Source organism: Vannielia litorea, assembly GCF_018424695.1.
GTDB lineage: Bacteria > Pseudomonadota > Alphaproteobacteria > Rhodobacterales > Rhodobacteraceae > Vannielia > Vannielia litorea_A.
In genome coordinates this window covers 17,001-37,677 of sequence record NZ_QTNQ01000026.1, presented here as the reverse complement: position 1 = coordinate 37,677, position 20,677 = coordinate 17,001, and the positions used below count along the sequence as shown (strand labels likewise).

Here is a 20,677-nt window from a genome sequence, read left to right as displayed (position 1 = left end):
CCAATGACCCTTGAGATCATCACCGCACCGGCCCTCGGCCCCGTCACCCACGGGTTCTTCACCCGCAAAGGCGGGGCCTCTTCGGGGGTTTTCGGCGGGCTCAACTGCGGCGGCGGCTCCTCGGATCTTGCGGACGCGGTGGAGCTCAACCGCACCCGCGTGGCCGGCGCAATGGAGGTCGCACCGGAGGCCTTGCTGACGGTTCACCAGGTGCACTCGCCGGATGTGGTTACCGTGAGCGAGCCGATCACCGGCACGAAACCCAGGGCCGATGGGCTGGTAACGGCAACACCCGGTCTGGCCATCGCGGTCCTCACCGCCGATTGCCAGCCCGTGCTCTTCGCCGATCCCGATGCGGGCGTCATAGGTGCCGCTCACGCGGGCTGGCGCGGCGCGCTGTCCGGCGTGCTGGCGGCAACGGTAGAGGCCATGGAAGCCCTTGGCGCACGGCGCGAGAACATCGCAGCGGTCATTGGGCCATCCATCAGCCAGCGCGCCTACGAAGTCGGCCCTGAGTTCTTCGACGACTTCATGGCCGAAGACCCGGAGTTCAGCCGCTTCTTTGCTGGGGGCGAGGGTGACCGGATGCAGTTCGACCTGCCCGGCTTCGGGCTGCACATGCTGCGACAGGCAGGGGTGGGTACCGCAGAATGGACCGGCCACTGCACCTATTCCGATCCGGAGCGATTCTATTCCTTCCGCCGGACAACCCATCGCGGCGAGGCCGATTACGGGCGGCTGATCTCGGTAATCCGACTCTGATCCTGGCCGGAATGGGGCGCGCCCCGCCCCGCCCGCGCCGCATTGAGGATCCGAAACAATCCGCCGCCGCCCGCAAAACTGTTTCTCCAGAGCGCCTTCCCCTTGTTTGTCAGGCATTTGCTTCGAACCGCGGATGGCGAACTGCCCTTCATAGCAAGCCGCTCAATTTCTCCGAAAATTCTCCGTGTTCGCCCAAACAACGCCCCAGTCTCAGGTGAGATTGTTCGAGAACGGGCAACAAGCCCGCAGGCAAAGACCGTTACGAGCAGGAGAAGAAGAAGATGAAGACGCGCTGGATCAAGCAGTCGACCACAGCCACAGAGGCCCAGAAGGTGCAGATGCCCTGGGCGCGCGGCGCGCGCCGCGCGGCAATGATCGCCCGCCGCAGCAGCCGGTTGGACCGGCTCAACCTGCTCACGGCCTGATCGCCGCAGATCGTGTTTCCCTCGCCGGGCGCGTTCCCGCCCGGCACATGAACAGCCCGCCGGGACCTCCCGGCGGGCTGCCTGATTCCGCGACGGCGGCGCTCGCAAAGGAATCAGAATGTGGCAACGGGCACCACAGCACAGAAACAATTTCGCGCAGCCGCGCCGGATTGGCCCCGGACCTGCGCTAAATCGCCGGTAAACTTTGACAGTCCCGGCCTCTCGCCGCCATTTTCTTCCTCAAGACAAATCCTTCTGCGCTCTTTGGTGGGGGCCAGGCAGATGTGATCGAACCGAAAGGTGATATCGCATGGTGTACCCTCACCGCGCCGTCGCTGGCCTCGCGACGGACCAGATTGGCCCCACGGGGCAAACCTCCTGGGCGTCTCAACCAGACGTTCGCTCGAAACCTCGGCGGGTGATGCCTCTCACCCGCCGCTTCGAGGTTTCATATCTCGCTTCCAACGGTGACATAGACGATTTTCAGCGGGTGGCCCCGGCCACCCCCCTGTTTGAAGATGCCTTCTCCGCCCTCGGGCGCGGGGCGCTGATTTCCACGGTCGATGGCCTCACGGCCGTGGAAGACCTGCTCCCCGGTACTTTTGTCGAAACCCCTCAAGGGCCACAGCAATTGCTCTGGATCGGCTCCATGACCGTGTTCCCGGAAAGTGGCGAACTGGCCGCGCGGGCGCCCGGGCATGAGCCGCAAAAGATGGTGCGCGTGGCAACCGATACATTCGGCCTCGGCCGCCCCGCGCCGGACCTTATGCTCGGCCCGAGGGCACGGCTGCTCTTCCGGAGCGCGGCCTGCATGCATGCCGTCGGCGCAGAAGAGGCCTTCGCCCCGGCCCGCGCTTTCATCGATGGCGTCAGTGTCATCGAGATTTCGCCCCTGTCGCCTCAAAAGGTCTGGCAACTCTGCTTTGCCGGCCAGCAGACCTATTTCGCCAATGGTGTGGAGGTGGAGAGCTTCCATCCCGGCTTCAAGTCTGAAGCCATGCACGACCGCGAGATGTCGGCCCTGTTCCTTGCGCTGTTTCCCCATGTCGAGAGCTTTGAAGACTTCGGCAACATGCACGTGCCGCGCTTGACGGCGTTCGAGCTGGAAAACCTGCGCGCCGCCTGAGGGCTTACAGCCCCATATCCCATAAGGTCGGCCTCGCACTCTCGGCGGGGCCGTTTCCGTTCAAAAGGTCATGCGGTCTTGGCCAGCCGTTCTTCGAGCACGTCGAAAGGCACACCCGGATCATCCTTGGCACAGCGGATCACCAAGGACGTCTTGACGCTGGCAACGTTGGGCGCAGTCAGAAGCTGGCCGGTAAGGAAGCTTTGAAAGCCGGAGAGGTCGGAGGCGACGCATTTGAGGATGAAGTCGATCTCGCCGTTCAGCATGTGGCACTCGCGAACGAGCGGCCATTCACGGCACCGCTGCTCGAACGCGGCCAGATCGGCTTCGGCCTGGCTGTTCAGCCCGACCATCGCGAAGACCTGCACCTCAAAGCCCAACTCGCGGCTATCGACATCCGCGTGGTAGCCCTTGATATAGCCCGCTTCCTCCAGCGCGCGGACGCGACGCAGGCAGGGCGGGGCCGAGATGCCGACCTTTTCGGCCAGTGCGACGTTGGTCATTCGCCCGTCAGCCTGAAGCTGCGCGAGAATGTTCCGATCAATTTCGTCCAGCTTCGATGCGGCCATCTGCCCCTCCGATTTGCCGTTTTGTACGCCGCAGCGCCGTCACGCGCAAGAATGTTTCGCATTTGCGCAAGAAATAGAATGCGCATGCCTGACATGCGATGGTGCCCTTTCTCTCCCCTGCCTGCGGGCCTATATGGCCTGACACAATCGATTCCAGAGAGGCAAGGGGGCCGCCATGAGCGAGACGCGCCACACCAAGACCCTGATCATCGGCTCAGGCCCTGCGGGCTACACAGCGGGCGTTTACGCTAGCCGCGCCATGCTGAACCCGATCCTGGTGCAGGGCATCGAGCCGGGCGGGCAGCTGACCACCACCACCGAAGTCGAGAACTGGCCCGGCGATACCGAGGTTCAGGGCCCAGACCTGATGGTGCGCATGGAAGCCCACGCCAAGGCGATGGGCTGCGAGATCATTGGCGATATCATTGTTGAGCTCGATACAGAGAGCCGCCCCTTCGTCGCCAAGGGTGACTCCGGCAACACCTACACTGCCGACTCGGTGATCCTGGCCACCGGCGCGCGGGCCAAGTGGCTCGGGCTGGACAGCGAAGAGAAGTTCAAGGGCTTCGGCGTTTCGGCCTGTGCGACCTGTGACGGATTTTTCTATCGCGGCCAGGAGATCGTGGTGATCGGCGGCGGCAACACTGCCGTCGAAGAGGCGCTGTTCCTGACCAACTTCGCCAGCAAGGTGACGCTGATCCACCGGCGCGACGAGCTGCGGGCGGAGAAGATCCTGCAAGACCGGCTGCTGAAGAACCCCAAGATCGAAACCCTGTGGTTTCATGAGCTTGAGGAAGTCGTGGGCGAGGATAACCCTCTGGGCGTGGAAGCCGTGCGGGTGAAGCACACCAAAACCGGCGAGATCACCGAGATTCCCGCCAAAGGTGTCTTCGTGGCCATCGGCCATGCCCCCGCGACCGAGCTGGTGAAGGACAAGCTGGAGCTGCACAACGGCGGCTACGTCAAGGTGAAGCCCGGCACCACCGAAACTTCGGTGCCCGGCATCTTTGCCGCGGGCGACCTGACCGATCACAAGTATCGCCAGGCCGTGACCTCCGCGGGCATGGGCTGCATGGCCGCGCTCGACGCCGAGCGCTGGCTGGCCGAGCAGGGTGACGCCGCAGAACCGGCGCCCGAAGCTGCGAACGAGCCGGAAAGCGCCTGAGCCTTCCGTGAACGAACCGAGAAGGGCGCAGTCCGAAAGACGGGCGGCGCCCTTTTTCTTTTGCGCTCCGCAACAAGCGCCATCGCGCGGTTAACCCGGGTTTTACTCCCTTCGCGCAGAATGAGCGCGCGGGCTCGCAACTGCGCGCTGCGGCTGGGGGCGCAATTCGGCAACAAACCGTTCCTGCGACAACTTGGGTCTTTCGCGGACGGCCAAAGAGTGACATGTGTTCATCGTTGAACACACTTTGAGTCGCCCGCCCCGCCATGACCACCCAATCCGAAAAGCTCCTACTCCCCAATGAGGACCAGCTGTTCTTACTGCTGCGCCAACTCGAACGGGCGCCGGAGGCGAGCCAGCGCAGCATCGCCGAGGCCCTCAAGGTCTCTCTCGGCAAGCTCAACACTCAGCTGCGCGCCACCGCCGCCGCAGGCCTCATCACCATAGAAGAACGCGCCGGCCCAGACCGCCGCCAACGATTTGCCTATGCGCTCACCAAGGCCGGGCAGGCCGAGAAAGAGCGTCTGATTGACGCGTTCCTCTCCCGAAAATTCGCCGAATACACCGCTCTTCATGCTGAACTGACAGGTTCGGTGAGCGACCTGATACCACTGAAATACAGGAGCACCCTGATGCAGAACAACCTCGCCCCGATCCCGGAACTCTACGTGTCTTACGAGAGCGCCCAGAAGCTGAAAGTCGAAGCCGCTGACCTCACCTCGCACGATCTGACCCCGCGCCAGATTTGCGACCTCGAGCTGCTGATGAACGGCGGCTTCAACCCGCTGAAAGGCTTTCTTTCGCAGGAAGACTACGACGGCGTGGTCGAGAACATGCGCCTTGCCGATGGCACCCTCTGGCCCATGCCCATCACCCTCGATGTGGGCGAAACCTTCGCCGAGACCGTCGAGATCGGGCAGGACATCGCCCTGCGCGATCAGGAAGGCGTGATCCTCGCCACCATGACCGTGACCGACAAGTGGGAGCCCAACAAATCCCGCGAGGCCGAGAAGGTGTTTGGCGCCGACGACAGCGCTCACCCGGCGGTGAACTACCTGCACAACCAGGCGGGCAAGATCTACCTCGGCGGCCCCGTCACCGGCCTGCAACAGCCGATCCACTATGATTTCCGCGCCCGCCGCGACAGCCCCAACGAGCTGCGCGCCTACTTCCGCAAGCTCGGCTGGCGCCGTGTGGTTGCGTTCCAAACCCGCAATCCGCTGCACCGCGCGCACCAGGAGCTCACCTTCCGCGCCGCCAAGGAGGCCCAGGCCAACCTGCTGATCCACCCGGTGGTAGGCATGACCAAGCCGGGCGACGTCGATCACTTCACCCGCGTGCGCTGCTACGAGGCTGTGCTCGACAAGTACCCGGGCGCGACCACCACCATGAGCCTGCTGAACCTCGCCATGCGCATGGCCGGCCCGCGCGAGGCCGTCTGGCACGGGCTGATCCGCAAGAACCACGGCTGCACCCATTTCATCGTTGGCCGTGACCATGCAGGCCCCGGCAAGAACTCCGCCGGGGAAGACTTCTATGGCCCCTACGACGCGCAAGACCTGTTCCGCGAGCATCAGGACGAGATCGGCATCGAAATGGTCGACTTCAAGCACATGGTCTGGGTGCAGGAGCGGGCGCAGTACGAGCCGATGGACGAGATCAAGGACAAGGATGACGTGACCATCCTCAACATCTCCGGCACGGAGCTGCGCCGCCGCTTGGCCGAGGGCCTCGAGATCCCGGAGTGGTTCAGCTTTCCCGAAGTGGTGAACGAGCTGCGCAAGACCCGCCCGCCGCGGGCCAAGCAGGGCTTCACCGTGTTCTTCACGGGCTTCTCCGGTTCGGGCAAAAGCACCATCGCCAACGCGCTCATGGTGAAGCTGATGGAAATGGGCGGCCGCCCGGTGACGCTGCTCGACGGCGATATCGTCCGCAAGAACCTCAGCTCCGAGCTGGGCTTCTCCAAGGAGCACCGTGACCTGAACATCCGCCGCATCGGTTACGTGGCCTCGGAGATCACCAAGAACGGCGGCATCGCCATCTGCGCGCCCATTGCGCCCTATGCCACCACCCGCCGGGCCGTACGCGAGGACGTCGAGAGCTACGGCGCTTTTGTGGAAATCCACGTGGCAACCAGCATCGAAGAGTGCGAGCGGCGTGACCGGAAGGGCCTCTACAAACTGGCCCGTGAAGGCAAGATCAAGGAGTTCACCGGCATCTCAGACCCTTACGACGTGCCGGAGACTCCCGAGCTGCGGGTTGAGACCGAGGGCACCGACGTGGACAACTGCGCCCACCAGGTGCTGCTCAAGCTGGAACAGATGGGCCTCGTGGCCGCCGTTTGAAAATCCGTCATTTGACGCACAGAGTGCGCCGGAGATCGCTTCGGCGCACTCTGTCCACGAGTAGGCCCATGCTGTTTAAATCGCTTTCATCCATTCCGTCGCGGTCTGAAAGCCTTGGCCCAGCGCTGGAAGCGCTGGTCGCTCAGGATGTGTCTGTGGAGAAGGTCATCCTCTACATCCCCAAGGTTTACAGGCGCTTTCCTGATTACGCGGGCGATCTGCCGTCGGTTCCTGCTGGCGTGGAAATTCGCCAGCCGGAAGAAGACTTTGGCGCCGCCTCGAAGGTGCTGCACGCGCTGCGTGACTTCGCTTATGCGCCGGAATCCGACATCCTTTTCTAAGATGATGACCTCATCTACGAGGGTGACAGGGCCAGGCAGTTGGTCGTAGCGCGCAAGCTGCAACCCGATAACCCGCTGTGCTCTTCTGGATGGAACTTGCCGTTCTTCGACAAAGAGGCCGACGCCGAAGAGCACCATCCGATGGGCCAATGGCAAAGCAGGCGGACCGATCTGGACTTCCAATTTCGCAAGCTTCGAACGCACCTGCGCTTGCGGAAACTCTCTCTGAGAAAATTTGAAAAGCCTTGGCGCAACAGGTTCAGCACCTCGGGCTTCACCGATGTGTTCGAAGGCGTCGGCGGTGTCATGGTGCGACCCCGTTTCTTTGACGAAGACGCCTTTAACATCCCCGACATCATGTGGACGGTCGACGATGTCTGGCTGTCGGGCATCTGCGTGAAGAATGGCTACAGGCCTTGGGCGGTGGCAGGTGCATCTCGCTTTACTTACTCCGAGGCCCGCCACGTCGACGCTCTTAATCAATCCGTCATCGAAGGGGCCGACCGATACGAGGCCAACCGCCTTTGTGCCCAATACATGAAAGACGCCTATGGCATCTGGGGCGGCAACGGGAGCGCAGGCAAGGTCAGCGTAGCCTGATCGCCTCGTGCCTGAGGCTGCTGCCGCAGGCTCCCATGCTCAAATCAGTGCACTGTCACCGGCGCCATGTCATGCTGGCGGGCCAGAACGAAGGCCAACTCACGGCCCTGCACAAGGGCAAGGCGCTCGCCTTCCGTGTTGTGCACCGCGTAAATGTCACCCACGGCCTCAGCCTGCGCCCGCACCTCGTCTGGCAGGTCACCCGCCTCGACCTTGCGGACATAGACAATCGGCCGTTCGGCGCTCTCGGACATGTCTTCAGCAAACTTCGTGTCCATCACACGTCTCCTTTACAGGTTGCGCGTCCCTCGGCCCGATCTCCCCGGGCCACCGCAGATCAGCCGCGATCGATCTTGATCGTCTGAACCACGGTCTCGGGCTCGGCGCGGTTGAGATCCACGTGCAAGAGCCCATTTTCCAGCTTCGCGCCGGCCACCTCGACGCCATCGGCCAGCACGAAACTGCGCTGAAACTGACGCGCGGCGATGCCACGGTGCAGAAACACCCGCCCATCTTCGTCGTCCGACTGGCGACCGCGAATGACAAGCTGTGAATCCTCAACCGTAATCGCGAGATCCTGTTCCGAGAAACCTGCCACCGCGAGGGTGATCCTATAGGCATTCTCGCCGGATTGCTCGATGTTGAAGGGAGGATACCCCTCGCTGCCAGACTTGGCGGTGCGTTCGACCAGCCGTTCAAGCTGCTCGAAGCCGAGGAGAAACGGGTGAGACCCGAGTGTGAGTTTGCTCATCTGGCACAGCCCTCTTGCTCAAGCGACGATGCGGAATGCGGCCCCATACTGGCGACCGCTTTCCAAATATGGGGAGTGAAGCGCCGTGCGGCAAGGGCTGGCCATTGAGCGGGGCGGGAAAATGCATATGATCGGCGCACTTGCCACCAGTCCGAAGACCGCCCCCGATGAACGCCCCCGGTGAAATGAGCCATGAAGACGTGCTCCGCGTTAAGCTGGAGGTGCTGCGACGCGAGCACCGCGATCTGGACGAGTCGATCAAGGCGATTCAGGAGAAGGGCAAGGGCGATACCTTCACCCTGCAACGTTTGAAGAAGAAGAAGCTGGCGCTGAAGGACGAGATCGCCCGCATCGAAGACGAGCTATACCCCGACATCATTGCGTAAGCCTGCGGCGCGGCTATAAAGGCCGCTCTTTCGCGGGGAGAGGAGCCTGAAGCATGGCAGAGCCGATCGTGGGCATCATCATGGGCAGCCAGTCCGACTGGCCGACGATGAAGCACGCCGCCGATATTCTGGACGAGCTGGGGGTGGCCTGGGAAGCGAAGATCGTTTCGGCCCACCGCACACCCGACAGGCTCTGGTCCTACGGCAAGGAGGCCGCCGGGCGCGGGCTGAAGGTGATTATCGCCGGTGCGGGGGGCGCTGCCCATCTGCCCGGCATGATGGCGTCCAAAACACGCGTGCCCGTGGTCGGGGTGCCGGTGCAAACGCGGGCGCTTTCGGGCGTCGACAGCCTCTATTCCATCGTCCAGATGCCACGCGGCTTTCCCGTCGCCACCATGGCAATTGGCGAGGCTGGTGCAGTGAACGCAGGCCTCATGGCCGCCGGCATTCTTGCCGTCTCGGACGCGGCGCTGGCCGAACGGCTCGATGCATGGCGCGCGGCGCTTTCCGCCTCTATCCCGGAGGAGCCGCAGAATGACTGAGCCGCTTGCGCCCGGATCGACCATCGGTATTCTCGGTGGTGGCCAGCTCGGCCGGATGCTCGCGGTGGCCGCCGCGCGGCTTGGCTACAAGGCGCATATCTTCGAGCCGGGCGCGGCCCCGGCGGGCGACGTGGCTGCCCAGCTCACTCAAGCGCAATATGACGACTCCGAGTCGTTGGTGGCCTTTGCCGCCAGCGTGGATGTCATTACCTACGAGTTCGAGAACATCCCCACCGCCGCGCTCGACACGCTGGAGGCCATCCGCCCGATCCGCCCGGGCCGCGAGGCCCTGCGGGTGAGCCAGGACAGGCTGACGGAAAAGACCTTCCTGCGCGATCTCGGCCTGACCACGGCGCCCTTTGCCCCAGTCGCCTCCGAGGCCGAGATGGCAGAAGCCGTCGCCGAAATCGGCGCCCCTTCGATCCTGAAGACCCGGCGGCTGGGTTATGATGGCAAGGGACAGGCCCGTTTGAAGGCGGCCGAGGATGCACCTACTGCATGGGCCGCCATGGATGGCGCAGAGGCCATCCTTGAAGGCTTCGTGGATTTTTCGCTCGAGGTTTCCGTCATCGCCGCGCGCGGGCTGACGGGCGAGGTGGTGTGCTTCGACCTTGGCGAGAACGTGCACAAATCCGGCATTCTCGCCACCACGACCGTTCCCGCCAAGATCCCGCCCCGGCTTTCAACCGATGCCGCGCTTTTGGCCGGCAAGATCCTGAACGCGCTGGATTACGTGGGCGTAATGGGCGTGGAGCTTTTCGTCACCCCCGGCGCGCTTATCGTCAACGAGATTGCCCCGCGCGTGCACAATTCCGGCCATTGGACGCAGAACGGCTGTGCCGTCGACCAGTTCGAGCAGCACATCCGCGCCATTACCGGCTGGCCACTGGGCGACGGCAAGCGGCACTCAGATGTGGTGATGGAGAACCTGATCGGGGATGACATCCACCGCGTGCCCGACATTGCCCGCGAGCCACACGCCGCGATTCACCTCTATGGCAAGGCCGAGGCGCGCCCGGGGCGCAAGATGGGGCACGTGAACCGTATCACGTAGGGTGACCAATCTGCGGACCTTCTGAGTCCTGACAGTGCTTTGCTCGAATGGTGGGCACATTGCCCACCCTACTCCGTGATTTCCTTTAGCCCTGCGGCCACGGCGTCGGCGTAGCCGAGCTCCGGGTTGAAGCTGCCGCGTTCGAGGAAGGTCATCACCTGCAGCATCGCCACAGGGTTGGTCATCATGAAGGTGTGGGTCACCGGCAGGGCGATCCAGTCAGCCTCTCCCTCCACATGGGTGTTTTCCACCGACACCTTGCTGTCATCAGGGCCCGGGATGATCGACGAATAGACCGGGTTGAAGCTAAGGGTGCCCGCAATAATTCCGGGGCCAAACCACGCTGGCCCCAACCGGCGCGGGACGCTGCCCGCATCCGTGCCCAGCTGGTCTCCCGCCGGGCCGTTGACCGCATCGAACAGCGCCCAATCGCCTAACTCGTCCACCAGTTCGCTACCCTCGTTGGGCGGGCCCATCATGACGACGCGACCGAGCCGCTCAGGGCGGGCCTCTTCCAGCCACATCCGAAGCAGGATGCCCCCCATGGAGTGTGTGACGAAATGCACCTGCTCTCCTTCGCATCGGGCGTAGGCATCCGGCACGGTAGCCACCAGATCTTCCACCGGCTGGCGGGTGGAGGGATAGCCCTGGTTCACGATGTTGTAGCCTGTCTCGCCGAGTGCCAGCTCCAGCGGAGCCATGGAGCCGGTGCCGCGCGCCAGCCCGTGCAGCAGCACCACGCAGTCCTTCGCCATGGCAGGAGCTGCGGTGAGGGCGAGAATGAGTAGGAGCATTACGCGCATGATGAGCAGATAGGGTCCAGATGCCCCCCTTGCCACCCGCGCGCCGCAGCGTCACGTTGCGCCCATGCCAATCCGCATCGCCACCCGCGCCATCATCGTCGAAGAGGGCCGCCTGCTCATCGTGAACGCCTGGGCCGACCCTTCGGTGCAACTCTGGTGCGCGCCTGGCGGGGGCGCAGAGATGCACAGCTCCCTCCCTGCCAACCTTGCCCGTGAAGTCCACGAAGAAACCGGCCTCACCGTCAAGGTCGGACTGCCCTGCCTGGTGAACGAGTATCACGAGGAGGAAACCGGATTTCACCAGGTGGAGATCTTCTTTCGCTGCTCCGTCATTGCGGGCGAGGTCCGGGAAGACTGGCAGGATCCCGAACGCGTTGTCACCCGCCGCCGCTGGGTCACGCCGGACGAGTTGGCCACGTTGGAACACAAGCCCGACAGCCTCGGCCAGGTCGCCTTCAGCCGCGGCTTCGGCTACGACCCGCTGGAGCCTTTGGCGCGGTGAGCGCGAGGACGATGCCGCCCAGCACCACGGCGCCAGCGAGCAGGATTCGCAGACCCAGGGCCTCCCCAAGCAGCAGCGCGCCCGCGGCGAGCGCGATCACCGGCACCGAAAGCTGCACAACGGCAGCGGTGGTGGAGGCAATGCGCGGCAGCAGGGCATACCACAATGCATAGCCCAGCCCGGAGGTGACGGCCCCGGAGACAAGAGCCAGCGCCACGCCGCTCGCACCCCACGCGCCCGCGCCAAGCACCAGCGCAGCAATGGCGGCCATTGGAAGGCACAAAAGGAAGCTGGCCGCAGTGGCCGCAAGCGCATCAGGCGCACCCCGCCCGGCAGCAGTGTAGGCCGCCCAACCCAGCCCGGCCGCCACCATCAGCGCCGCGCCCACCGGATCCACGGCAGCAGACCCGCCCGGCCACAGCAGGGCCACGAGGCCCCCGAACGCCACCAGCGCCCCTGCAACACGCCGCCCGCCCAGTGCCTCGCCCCGCATGGCGGCCAGTGCAAAGAGGCTCACCTGCACGACGCCAAACAGCACAAGCGCGCCCAACCCCGCATCAAGCGTAAGGTAGGCCGCCGAGAAGCCGAGCATGTAGGTTGCCAAAGAGAGCGCTCCCACAGCGCGGCCCCGCAGCGGCAAGGCCTGCCGCCGCAGCGCCAGCAGCAACCCCAGCATCGCGGCACCGCCCGCCACACGCACCAGCGCAAACTCCATCGGCCCGATCCCGCCACGTTCGATCCCGGCACGGGTCAGCAGGGAATTGGCGGCGAAGGCACCCATGGTGAGACAAAGAAGCAGGATAATGCGCATCGCCAAGGCTTACAGCCCGGCGCCCGGGCCTGCAAAATCAAATCGCCTTCACCATTTGAACGTCATGATGAAATAGTAGTAGCCGCGCTTGGCTTCGAGGGACCATTCGTTGAGGCAGGCCAGCAGATCCATCAGCGGGCCCATCTTGTTGACATCGTTCTCATCCATGAACTTCAGAAGCTTTCGGTAAGCGACTTCCCAGCTGTTCTTGCGAAACTTGATCTCCGTCCATGCCCCGCGATTGAACCCGAGGATCGGCCGCGCCTCGAGGAAGATCGACATCTCCCCCTCGGCATGCACCGTGAGAAAGGTCAGCGCCTGGGCAATCTGCCGCCGCAACAGCATGCTCCCCGCCTCCGCCGTCAGGGCCACAGTCTGCGCGCCCGGGATGGAGCCGCCGGTGCTAAGGCCCTTGAACGAGAGCCCGGTGTCGATCATCGAGTCGATGGCCCATTCGTCACCCCAGTCACGGTCATATTTCTGGTAGTTCCGATACCTGTGCCGCCCACCGCCCGGCTCGACGATGACGCCGGTGCAAAAAATGTCGTAGCCCATGGTTTTCTCCGAATGTCTTGGCCGAAGACCGACCGTCGTGATCAAAATGCATCTCGTCTGCCAAGCTTCCTGTGGGAGGGCATATCTGGCAAGCCTTTCCGCCAAACAGCGCCGTTTTGGACGGTTATCGAGTGGAAATGCGCGTGTTGTCCAAGCCGGAGGCGTGAAATGTCCAAGTGGAAGCCTCGGGGGATTGGATCTTAACGATTCGGGCGTGGGCCATCGCCGTGAATTCCTGCTCTGCGCCCAGTTGCGCAGGCGATGTTTCCGTCCGTGCAACGTGGTGAAGTTGCGCCGTGCTCGCCATGCCTCCGCGCTAAGTGTCGCTCAGACTGGCAGGAATTTGATTGCGTGAACGCGCCGTGAAGCTCCGCATCAACGTAACGCTTTATTCATTCACGGCGATCTGCGGCCGCCGCTTTATCCTTATGCGTGTGGCGCCCTTGTTGGCCACCGCATTTGCAAGACCCATTTTCAACGACATGAGCCAAGGAGGTTTCCATGGCCAAGATGAAGATTTTCCGCATCAACTCGATCCAGCTCAACGTGCTCAAGAGCGAGCCCCCGCAGCTTTCGATCAGCGTCACCGGCGATACCACCACCGCAGGGTGGAGCGCGCCGGAACTGAAGCCGCTGGAGAAAAAGCTCTCTGCCGACGGCATCCTCGATCTGGAATTCGTGGCCGAGCCGCCCGACGGAATCGTGGCACAGGTGATTTCGCCCACCGCGGCCTCCTTCGTCTGGAAAGACGACGTGGAGCGGATCGTGGGTGTCCGGGTGGTGGCACGCAGCAACGACCCGATCCAGATGCTGCGGCCCGGTGGCGATTTCACCACGCTGGCCATCGGCGAAGAGGGCCCGCCCACCCTGCCGATCGGCGAGGATCTGACCACCAAGGCGCTGGGCGAGGAAGGCCCGCAGACAACGCCATTCGTGGGCGAGGAAGGCCCCGAGACCAGCCCATTCAAGGGCGAGGAGGGTCCCGGCACCACGCCGTTCGTCGGGGAAGAAGGCCCCGGCACCACGCCGATCATGGGCGAGGAAGACCCGGGCACAACGCCCTTCGTTGGCGAAGAAGGCCCCGGAACCACGCCGATTTTCGGGGAGGAAGACCCGAAGACGGCGGCCATTGGCGAGGAAGGGCCCAAGACGGCCTTTGTGGGCGAGGAAGGCCCGAAAACCGCCGCGCTCGGAGAGGAAGGGCCTCCTACCACCTTTGCCTTTGGCGAAGAAGGCGGCACAGGCTTTGTCGGCGAGGGCGGGCCGGGCGGCAGCCCGGTGATTGCCGAAAGCGGCGCCTCGACAGCAGCGACCGGCGAAGAGCCGGGAGGTGACCCGAGCACGGCCGCAACCGGCGAAGAGGGTGGCGGGTTCAAGGGGGTGACCGGCGAGGGCACGTTCGATCCGTTCACTGCGCTGGGCAACCGCAACCCCTTCGGCCGCCGGTAAATGGCCGAGCCAACCCCGTTTCGCGCCGATCTGCTCATCGCAGGCGGCGCGAACGACCCCAACCTCCACGCGCTTGCCGCGGCAGCCCGGCGGCTTGGGGTTTCGATTGCGGGCATCTTCCACGGGCCAGACCAGGAGCCTCCCGTCAGTTGGGATTTTGCCAGTGGCGCCCTCTCGATAGACGGGCATCCTCTGGAGGTGACAGGCGGCTTCTTACGCTACGACGTGTTCAACCCCAGCACCGGCGACCCGATGCGGGTGGACCGCTCGATGGCGTGGTATTCCATGATCGACGGCTGGCTTCAGAGCACGGAAACGGTCAACAGCTTCAACCCCGCACCTACGGCGACGGCAGGCAACAAAAGCGCCTTTCTGGTGCAGGCCGCGCGGGCCGGGCTGCAGGTGCCGCGCACGCTCGTCACCAATGATCGGCGGGCGATTGCGGCCTTCGGCGAGGGCTGCGTGGTGAAGCCCGCAGCGGGCGGGGCGCATTGCGCCACCTTCGAAGAGGCCGACGCGGCGACCGACTGGAAAGACGAGGCCGCGCCCAACCCGGTGTTCGTGCAGGAGCGGCTGGTCTACCCGGAGTACCGCGCCTTCGTGGTTGGCGGCGCGCTGCATATGTTCGAGCTCGACAGCCCCGCGTTGGACCATCGCTCGACCCGTGACAGCAGCCTCGCGTATCGCCCAGACCTGACCTTGCCGGCGGGGATCGGCGACAAGCTCCTCACGCTGGCCGAAGACCTAGGCCTCAGCTTTTGCGCCTACGACCTGAAGACGCGCCCGGAGGACGGAAGCCTCTGCATTCTAGAAGTCAATTCCGGCCCGATGTTTGCGGGCTTTGATCGCAAGGCAGGCGGTAAGCTGACCGAGGCGATGGTTCGAGCGCTGATTCCCACATGAGGCCAACGTCCATAAAAGAGGGGCCGCACGGAGCGGCCCGACTACCCTTGCGTTAAACTGCTAGTCGCACTTGGCAGCGCCGATGAAGCAGGCGAACGCCTCATCGTAGGGGCGTCCGACGAGTGCACGGGTCAGCTGCGGCAAAACCTCCTTGTCAATGGTCGCGCCGATCTCTGAGCCACCCATATCTGCGTCGATCCGCGATACCGTCGTGAGGATGCCCCGAAGCTCCTGCATCGCCTCCGGCGTCACCTTGTGGCCGGCGTCACCGCCCTTCGTCCACATATCCCAAGGCCAGAACTTGACCATCGCGCGAGCGGTGCGCCCCTGCAATTCGGGGGCCTTTTCATAGATCGCGGTCAAACGGTCGATCCGGTTTATCAGAACAGAGGCAAGCCGCTTACCGCGCTCAGTCCTTTCCAAGCGGTCAATGCCCTCGTTCACCGATTTGCGGACAGCAATGTTGACGTGAAGCGGTATTTGAGCCGTTCCCATGTAGCTGTAGGTGTTGCAACCAAGCAGCCCACACTGGCAGCCACAAGCGTCGCAGCAGCCCGGGTCGCTCACGCCGCCCGCACAGCAGCCTACGCAATAGCCTTCAAGCCCTCCGCCCGGATTGCTCCCATCGCCATCCGGAGTTTCGGTTTCGGGAATGTCCAGGTTGATCTGCGCCACAGCCGGGGACGCAAGGAAAGAGAGGGTGAGAAGGAGCGACGAAAGCAGTCTGACGAGCATCTTGAATTCTCCATGAAAATAAGCGCCGCCCCACCACGGAGCGGATGGCCTACCGTCCTTCAGCCCGAGCGCCCCCCCTAGCCTCGCGAAGTGGATTTAACGCCGTTTTCGCGGGTCAATCACGCTGCACAAAGAGAAAAGGGCCACCCGAGGGCAGCCCTTTCCCAAATTCAAAGCCGGGCTGGCTTACATCATGCCGCCCATGCCGCCCATGCCGCCCATGTCGGGGGCACCGCCGCCGGCGCCTTCCTTGGCGGGCTTGTCGGCAATCATCGCTTCAGTGGTGATCAGCAGGCCAGCGATAGAGGCCGCGTCTTCCAGAGCAGTCCGCACCACCTTGGCCGGGTCGATCACGCCGAACTTGAACATGTCACCATATTCTTCGGTCTGAGCGTTGAAGCCGAAGGCCTTGTCATCGCTTTCGCGGATCTTGCCAGCCACAACCGAACCGTCGACACCGGAGTTCTCGGCGATCTGGCGCAGCGGAGCTTCGAGCGCCTTGCGGACGATGGCGATGCCGGCGTCCTGGTCGCTGTTGGCACCGGTCAGGCCGTCAAGCGACTTGGCACCTTGCACCAGAGCAACGCCACCGCCGACAACCACGCCTTCCTGAACGGCAGCACGGGTCGCGTTAAGCGCATCGTCCACACGGTCCTTGCGCTCTTTCACTTCCACTTCGGTCATGCCGCCGACGCGGATCACGGCAACACCGCCGGCCAGCTTGGCCACGCGCTCTTGCAGCTTCTCACGGTCGTAGTCGGAGGTGGTCTCTTCGATCTGCTGACGGATCTGGGAAACGCGGGCCTCGATCTCGGTCTTCTCGCCATGGCCGTCCACGATGGTGGTTTCATCCTTGGTGATGGTCACGGTCTTGGCGGTACCGAGCATGTCCATGGTGACATTCTCGAGCTTCATGCCGAGGTCTTCCGAGATCACCTGACCACCGGTCAGGATACCGATGTCCTGCAGCATGGCCTTGCGGCGATCGCCGAAGCCCGGAGCCTTGACGGCAGCAATTTTCAGGCCACCGCGCAGCTTGTTGACCACGAGGGTCGCCAGCGCTTCGCCTTCGACGTCTTCGGCGATGATCAGCAGCGGCTTCTGGCTCTGGATCACCTGCTCAAGCAGCGGCACGAGCGGCTGAAGCGAGGTCAGCTTCTTCTCGTGAAGCAGGATCATGCAGTCTTCCAGCTCCGCGACCATTTTGTCGGGGTTGGTGACGAAGTAGGGGCTGAGGTAGCCACGGTCGAACTGCATGCCCTCGACAACTTCGGTCTCGGTCTCGAGGCCCTTGTTCTCTTCGACGGTGATGACACCCTCGTTGCCGACCTTCTGCATCGCGTCAGCGATCTGCTGGCCGATCTCGGCTTCGCCGTTGGCGGAGATGGTGCCAACCTGCGCCACTTCGGCGGAGTCGTTCACTTCGCGGGCGGCGTCCTTGATGGCCGCAACCACCTTGGCGGTCGCGAGGTCGATGCCGCGCTTGAGGTCCATCGGGTTCATGCCCGCGGCGACCGACTTCATGCCTTCCTTGATGATGGCCTGGGCCAGCACGGTGGCGGTGGTGGTGCCGTCGCCGGCCTCGTCGTTGGTGCGGGAAGCGACTTCCTTCACCATCTGGGCGCCCATGTTCTCGAACTTGTCTTCCAGTTCGATCTCCTTGGCCACCGACACACCGTCTTTGGTGATGCGGGGCGCGCCGAACGACTTGTCGAGCACAACGTTGCGGCCCTTGGGGCCGAGGGTGACCTTCACCGCATCGGCGAGGATATTCACACCCTTCAGCATCCGGTTGCGGGCGTCGGTATCAAACTTGACGTCTTTTGCCATGTTTCTCTTCTCCTATGTCTCTGGGGACGTTGGTGAAATTCTGGTGGATCAGGCGATCACGCCCATGATGTCGGACTCTTTCATGATCAGCAGCTCTTCGCCGTCGATCTGAACTTCGGTGCCGGACCATTTGCCGAAGAGCACACGGTCGCCGGCCTTCACATCGGGGGCGATGCGCGAGCCTGCGTCGTCGCGTGCACCGGCACCAACGGCAATCACTTCGCCCTCTGCGGGCTTTTCCTTGGCGCTATCGGGGATGATGAGGCCGCCGGCGGTCTTTTCGTCGGATTCGACGCGGCGGACGACAACGCGGTCATGAAGCGGGGTAAATGCCATCTCTGAACGCTCCTTCGTTCGAGGTTAATCTTGCTGTTAGCACTCACCTGGGGAGAGTGATAACGCAGCCGATGTAAGGAGGAGATGAGTGGGAGTCAACCAGAGCTTTGCGGAAATTTCGCCCTATCCGCGCTCGTCCTTGGGAGAGCCCATGACCACATAGGTGGTGATCGAGTTCACCTGTGGCAAGGCCCCGAGAATCTCGGTGTGAAAGAGCTTGAACGCGGCAATATCCTCTACCTCCACCCGCAGCAAGTATTCGATCACGCCGGTGATGTTGTGGCACTCGCGGACTTGCGGGGCCCGGGCCATGGCCTTTTCGAAATCTTCCTGGCTCTTCTTGGTGTGCACCGAGAGGCCCACGCCGAGCATGGCAACAAACCCCTGCCCCATCGCGCCCGGGTCGAGCACCGCGCGGTATCCCTTGATGACACCGCTGCGCTCCAACTCCTGCACCCGGCGCAGACAAGCGGAGGGAGACAGGCCGACGCGTTCGGCCAATTCGGTATTGCTGACTCTGCCATCGCGGCTGAGTTCGCGCAATATTCGGCGGCTTAAATCGTCGATCTTCGTCATTTGTTGCTCACTGTGCGCTGCGAACCCGCGAAAACGCAAGCACATGCGGCAACGCTCGGTCAATACTTGCACCATGTCAGACTCGCTCCTGATCGCCCTCATCGGCTTTGCCTTCGTCAGCACCGCCACGCCGGGCCCCAACAACATGATGCTGCTCGCCTCGGGCGCCAATTTCGGCTACCGCCGCTCGCTGCCGCATATGTTCGGGATCGTTGTCGGGATGCTGGTGCTGTTTTCCGCTGTCGGTGGCGGCCTCATGGCGATTTTCGAGGTGCTGCCGCAGGCCGACATGGTGCTCAAGACCGTCGCCGTGGGCTACATGCTCTGGCTCGCCTGGAAGATTGCCAACGCCGGAGCGCCGAAAGCGGCCAGCGCCGAGGGCCGCCCCCTCACCCTCCTTCAGGCGGCAGGATTCCAATGGGTCAACCCGAAGGCCTGGACCATGGCGCTTTCTGGCCTGTCGCTCTATGCGCCCGACCACAGCCTGCCTGCCGTCGCCGCCGTCGTGCTGGCTTTCGCCCTTGTCGCCTTTCCGTCGATCAGCCTCTGGACGGCGCTCGGCCAGCAGATCCGGCGGCTTCTCACCTCCCCAGCCCGCCTGCGCGCGTTCAACATCACCATGGCCTTGTTACTGGTGGCCTCGCTCTATCCGGTGGTGATGACAGGCCTGTAACAGCACCGCCCGGCCAGATCAGGCCGGACGGTGCGCCATGTGTTACCGCCCCCCGGTGCGACCGGGGAAGAGGGGCGGTCGCCCGCCGCGCTGCTTGGGCGCAGGGCGCGCGGCCTGCCGATCAGGCAGGCGGCGCGGCGCTGGGCGTGCGGTGGAACGGGGATTGCGGGCGCCGGCCTTGGCGGCCCGGCGGGATTTGCGGTTCTGGGGCATGAAGTGCCTCACTTCGTCTGACAAAAGGAATAAGGGCGGCGCACCGCCGCGGCGGTGTCAGCTTGCATTGTCCATTGTCAGGGTACTCCAGATCGAAGGGCGCTCCCATCAAGGGAGGCGGTCAGGGATGATGGCGGTTTCAGGCCTTGTTGCGCATCGGTCCAAACTCCTCTTCGGTCCAAGGAAACTAACGAACAGGTGGCCTGCGGTCAAATGCCCGCCGCCCCGGCGCGCTCGGCGGGTGACATCGCGCGAGCACCCCGCTACAAGGCCCGCGACTCCTAACACAGACGCAGGCGAGACATGACGATCAAGGTTTTTGGCCACAAATCCCCCGACACCGACAGCACCGGCTCCCCGCTCATCTGGGCATGGTACATGAGCGAGCATCGCGGCCAGCCCGCCGAAGCCGTGCTGCTGGGCGAGCCCAACACCGAGGCCGCCTTCGTTCTGAAGCGCTGGGGCTATGAGCAGCCGAGCATCATCGAGGGCGTGAGCGAGGGCGAGCAGGTGATTATCGTCGACACCAACAACCCTGCCGAGCTGCCCGAGGCGATCAACAGCGCCGACATCCTGCAGATCATCGACCACCACAAGCTGACCGGCGGCATCGAGACGAAGGGCCCGATCGACATCACCATCAAGCCGCTGGCCTGCACCGCCACGATCATGCACAACCTGATGGGCGACAACGCCGCCAAGATGCCCGAGGGGATCAAGGGGCTGATGCTCTCCTGCATCCTGTCGGACACGCTGGAATTCCGCTCCCCGACCACGACCGAGCAGGACAAGGCACTGGCCGAAGAGCTGGCCGCCGACCTGGGCCTCGACCTCAGCGCCTATGCCTCCGAGATGTTTGAAGCCAAGTCCGACGTGTCGGCCTTTTCCGATGCCGAACTGCTGCGGATGGACTCCAAGGAATACCCCGTGGACGGCACCAAGTTTCGCGTTTCGGTGCTGGAGACCACCGCGCCCAAGATCGTGCTCGACCGCAAGGACAGCCTGATGGAAAGCATGAAGATCGTGGCCGCCGAGGATGGCGTGGACCAGGTGCTGCTTTTCGTCATCGATATCCTGAAGGAAGAGGCCACACTGCTGGTGCCGAACGACCTGGTGAAGACCGTGGCCGAGAAGAGCTTTGGCGCGACCGTCGCGGGTGACACGGTTGTGCTGCCCGGCATCATGAGCCGCAAAAAGCAGATCATCCCCGCGCTCAAGGTCTGAG

General features: G+C 63.6%; 25 protein-coding genes. 15 read left to right on the top strand and 10 right to left on the bottom strand.

Annotated elements, in window-relative coordinates; translation table 11 throughout:
- Positions 1 to 3 precede the first annotated feature (3 nt).
- The 3 genes from pgeF to DYI42_RS11100 all read left to right on the top strand — a co-directional run bounded on the left by pgeF (position 4) and on the right by DYI42_RS11100 (position 2,313).
- Entirely contained in the window at positions 4 to 762 is a 759-nt protein-coding gene (pgeF, locus tag DYI42_RS11110; protein WP_213546011.1) for a peptidoglycan editing factor PgeF, read from the top strand.
- A gap of 281 nt (positions 763 to 1,043) precedes the next feature.
- Positions 1,044 to 1,187, top strand: a complete 144-nt coding sequence (locus tag DYI42_RS11105; RefSeq protein ID WP_213546010.1) for a hypothetical protein — start codon at positions 1,044 to 1,046, stop codon at positions 1,185 to 1,187.
- A gap of 421 nt (positions 1,188 to 1,608) precedes the next feature.
- Entirely contained in the window at positions 1,609 to 2,313 is a 705-nt protein-coding gene (locus DYI42_RS11100; RefSeq protein WP_213546009.1) for a Hint domain-containing protein, read from the top strand.
- A 68-nt stretch (positions 2,314 to 2,381) separates the two neighbouring features.
- On the opposite strand, the gene DYI42_RS11095 is transcribed toward DYI42_RS11100, so the two are convergent.
- Positions 2,382 to 2,882: an Lrp/AsnC family transcriptional regulator gene (locus DYI42_RS11095; RefSeq protein ID WP_213546008.1), complete on the bottom strand. Its 501-nt coding sequence runs from the start codon at positions 2,880 to 2,882 to the stop codon at positions 2,382 to 2,384.
- Between the two features lie 175 nt (positions 2,883 to 3,057).
- Here DYI42_RS11095 and trxB point away from each other — a divergent pair, with 175 nt between their 5' ends.
- From trxB to DYI42_RS11075, 4 genes are all read left to right on the top strand, one after another.
- The gene (trxB, locus tag DYI42_RS11090) at positions 3,058 to 4,047 is read left to right on the top strand and encodes a thioredoxin-disulfide reductase (protein WP_213546007.1); all 990 of its coding nucleotides are present in this window, start codon (positions 3,058 to 3,060) and stop codon (positions 4,045 to 4,047) included.
- A 266-nt stretch (positions 4,048 to 4,313) separates the two neighbouring features.
- Positions 4,314 to 6,392 (top strand): bifunctional sulfate adenylyltransferase/adenylylsulfate kinase, encoded by a 2,079-nt coding sequence (locus DYI42_RS11085; protein WP_213546006.1) that lies wholly within the window; start codon positions 4,314 to 4,316, stop codon positions 6,390 to 6,392.
- A 68-nt stretch (positions 6,393 to 6,460) separates the two neighbouring features.
- The gene (locus tag DYI42_RS11080) at positions 6,461 to 6,733 is read left to right on the top strand and encodes a hypothetical protein (protein ID WP_213546005.1); all 273 of its coding nucleotides are present in this window, start codon (positions 6,461 to 6,463) and stop codon (positions 6,731 to 6,733) included.
- 96 nt (positions 6,734 to 6,829) lie between these two features.
- Positions 6,830 to 7,333, top strand: coding sequence for a hypothetical protein (locus DYI42_RS11075; RefSeq protein ID WP_213546004.1), 504 nt, complete (start codon positions 6,830 to 6,832; stop codon positions 7,331 to 7,333).
- A 44-nt stretch (positions 7,334 to 7,377) separates the two neighbouring features.
- Here DYI42_RS11075 and DYI42_RS11070 read toward each other — a convergent pair whose 3' ends face one another.
- Together DYI42_RS11070 and DYI42_RS11065 are read right to left on the bottom strand one after the other, a co-directional pair.
- Positions 7,378 to 7,611 (bottom strand): DUF1150 family protein, encoded by a 234-nt coding sequence (locus tag DYI42_RS11070; protein WP_213546003.1) that lies wholly within the window; start codon positions 7,609 to 7,611, stop codon positions 7,378 to 7,380.
- 59 nt (positions 7,612 to 7,670) lie between these two features.
- Positions 7,671 to 8,084: an Hsp20 family protein gene (locus tag DYI42_RS11065; protein ID WP_213546002.1), complete on the bottom strand. Its 414-nt coding sequence runs from the start codon at positions 8,082 to 8,084 to the stop codon at positions 7,671 to 7,673.
- A 167-nt stretch (positions 8,085 to 8,251) separates the two neighbouring features.
- On the opposite strand from DYI42_RS11065, the gene DYI42_RS11060 reads away from it, so the two are divergent.
- From DYI42_RS11060 to DYI42_RS11050, 3 genes are read left to right on the top strand one after another with little or no spacing between them, the layout of a single operon-like run.
- Positions 8,252 to 8,470 (top strand): YdcH family protein, encoded by a 219-nt coding sequence (locus DYI42_RS11060; protein ID WP_213546001.1) that lies wholly within the window; start codon positions 8,252 to 8,254, stop codon positions 8,468 to 8,470.
- Between the two features lie 53 nt (positions 8,471 to 8,523).
- Positions 8,524 to 9,012: a 5-(carboxyamino)imidazole ribonucleotide mutase gene (gene purE, locus DYI42_RS11055; protein ID WP_213546000.1), complete on the top strand. Its 489-nt coding sequence runs from the start codon at positions 8,524 to 8,526 to the stop codon at positions 9,010 to 9,012.
- Positions 9,005 to 10,066, top strand: a complete 1,062-nt coding sequence (locus DYI42_RS11050) for a 5-(carboxyamino)imidazole ribonucleotide synthase (RefSeq protein WP_213545999.1) — start codon at positions 9,005 to 9,007, stop codon at positions 10,064 to 10,066. The genes purE and DYI42_RS11050 overlap by 8 nt, the downstream gene beginning before the upstream one ends.
- A gap of 68 nt (positions 10,067 to 10,134) precedes the next feature.
- On the opposite strand, the gene DYI42_RS11045 is transcribed toward DYI42_RS11050, so the two are convergent.
- Positions 10,135 to 10,869 (bottom strand): esterase/lipase family protein, encoded by a 735-nt coding sequence (locus tag DYI42_RS11045; protein WP_213545998.1) that lies wholly within the window; start codon positions 10,867 to 10,869, stop codon positions 10,135 to 10,137.
- 64 nt (positions 10,870 to 10,933) lie between these two features.
- Between DYI42_RS11045 and DYI42_RS11040 the strand changes: the two genes are divergently transcribed.
- Positions 10,934 to 11,371 (top strand): NUDIX domain-containing protein, encoded by a 438-nt coding sequence (locus DYI42_RS11040; RefSeq protein ID WP_213545997.1) that lies wholly within the window; start codon positions 10,934 to 10,936, stop codon positions 11,369 to 11,371.
- On the opposite strand, the gene DYI42_RS11035 is transcribed toward DYI42_RS11040, so the two are convergent.
- Together DYI42_RS11035 and DYI42_RS11030 are read right to left on the bottom strand one after the other, a co-directional pair.
- Complete coding sequence (locus DYI42_RS11035; protein WP_342344644.1) at positions 11,325 to 12,152, bottom strand: DMT family transporter; 828 nt, start codon at positions 12,150 to 12,152, stop codon at positions 11,325 to 11,327. The genes DYI42_RS11040 and DYI42_RS11035 overlap by 47 nt on opposite strands.
- 78 nt (positions 12,153 to 12,230) lie before the next feature.
- Positions 12,231 to 12,737 (bottom strand): hypothetical protein, encoded by a 507-nt coding sequence (locus DYI42_RS11030; protein ID WP_213545995.1) that lies wholly within the window; start codon positions 12,735 to 12,737, stop codon positions 12,231 to 12,233.
- Between the two features lie 501 nt (positions 12,738 to 13,238).
- Here DYI42_RS11030 and DYI42_RS11025 point away from each other — a divergent pair.
- Both DYI42_RS11025 and DYI42_RS11020 read left to right on the top strand, forming a co-directional pair.
- Positions 13,239 to 14,186, top strand: a complete 948-nt coding sequence (locus DYI42_RS11025) for a hypothetical protein (RefSeq protein ID WP_213545994.1) — start codon at positions 13,239 to 13,241, stop codon at positions 14,184 to 14,186.
- Entirely contained in the window at positions 14,187 to 15,089 is a 903-nt protein-coding gene (locus DYI42_RS11020) for an ATP-grasp domain-containing protein (RefSeq protein WP_213545993.1), read from the top strand.
- A 60-nt stretch (positions 15,090 to 15,149) separates the two neighbouring features.
- On the opposite strand, the gene DYI42_RS11015 is transcribed toward DYI42_RS11020, so the two are convergent.
- The 4 genes from DYI42_RS11015 to DYI42_RS11000 all read right to left on the bottom strand — a co-directional run bounded on the left by DYI42_RS11015 (position 15,150) and on the right by DYI42_RS11000 (position 18,566).
- Complete coding sequence (locus DYI42_RS11015; protein ID WP_213545992.1) at positions 15,150 to 15,824, bottom strand: hypothetical protein; 675 nt, start codon at positions 15,822 to 15,824, stop codon at positions 15,150 to 15,152.
- Positions 15,825 to 16,010: 186 nt separating this feature from the next.
- A complete protein-coding gene (groL, locus tag DYI42_RS11010; protein ID WP_213545991.1) occupies positions 16,011 to 17,654 on the bottom strand; it encodes a chaperonin GroEL in 1,644 nt (547 codons plus the stop codon).
- A gap of 48 nt (positions 17,655 to 17,702) precedes the next feature.
- Positions 17,703 to 17,990, bottom strand: coding sequence for a co-chaperone GroES (gene groES, locus DYI42_RS11005; protein WP_213545990.1), 288 nt, complete (start codon positions 17,988 to 17,990; stop codon positions 17,703 to 17,705).
- A 123-nt stretch (positions 17,991 to 18,113) separates the two neighbouring features.
- Positions 18,114 to 18,566 (bottom strand): Lrp/AsnC family transcriptional regulator, encoded by a 453-nt coding sequence (locus DYI42_RS11000; protein ID WP_213546020.1) that lies wholly within the window; start codon positions 18,564 to 18,566, stop codon positions 18,114 to 18,116.
- A 73-nt stretch (positions 18,567 to 18,639) separates the two neighbouring features.
- Here DYI42_RS11000 and DYI42_RS10995 point away from each other — a divergent pair, with 73 nt between their 5' ends.
- Entirely contained in the window at positions 18,640 to 19,239 is a 600-nt protein-coding gene (locus tag DYI42_RS10995; protein ID WP_213545989.1) for a LysE family translocator, read from the top strand.
- A 516-nt stretch (positions 19,240 to 19,755) separates the two neighbouring features.
- Positions 19,756 to 20,676, top strand: coding sequence for a manganese-dependent inorganic pyrophosphatase (locus tag DYI42_RS10990; RefSeq protein ID WP_213545988.1), 921 nt, complete (start codon positions 19,756 to 19,758; stop codon positions 20,674 to 20,676).
- The last annotated feature ends 1 nt before the right edge of the window (position 20,677 follow it).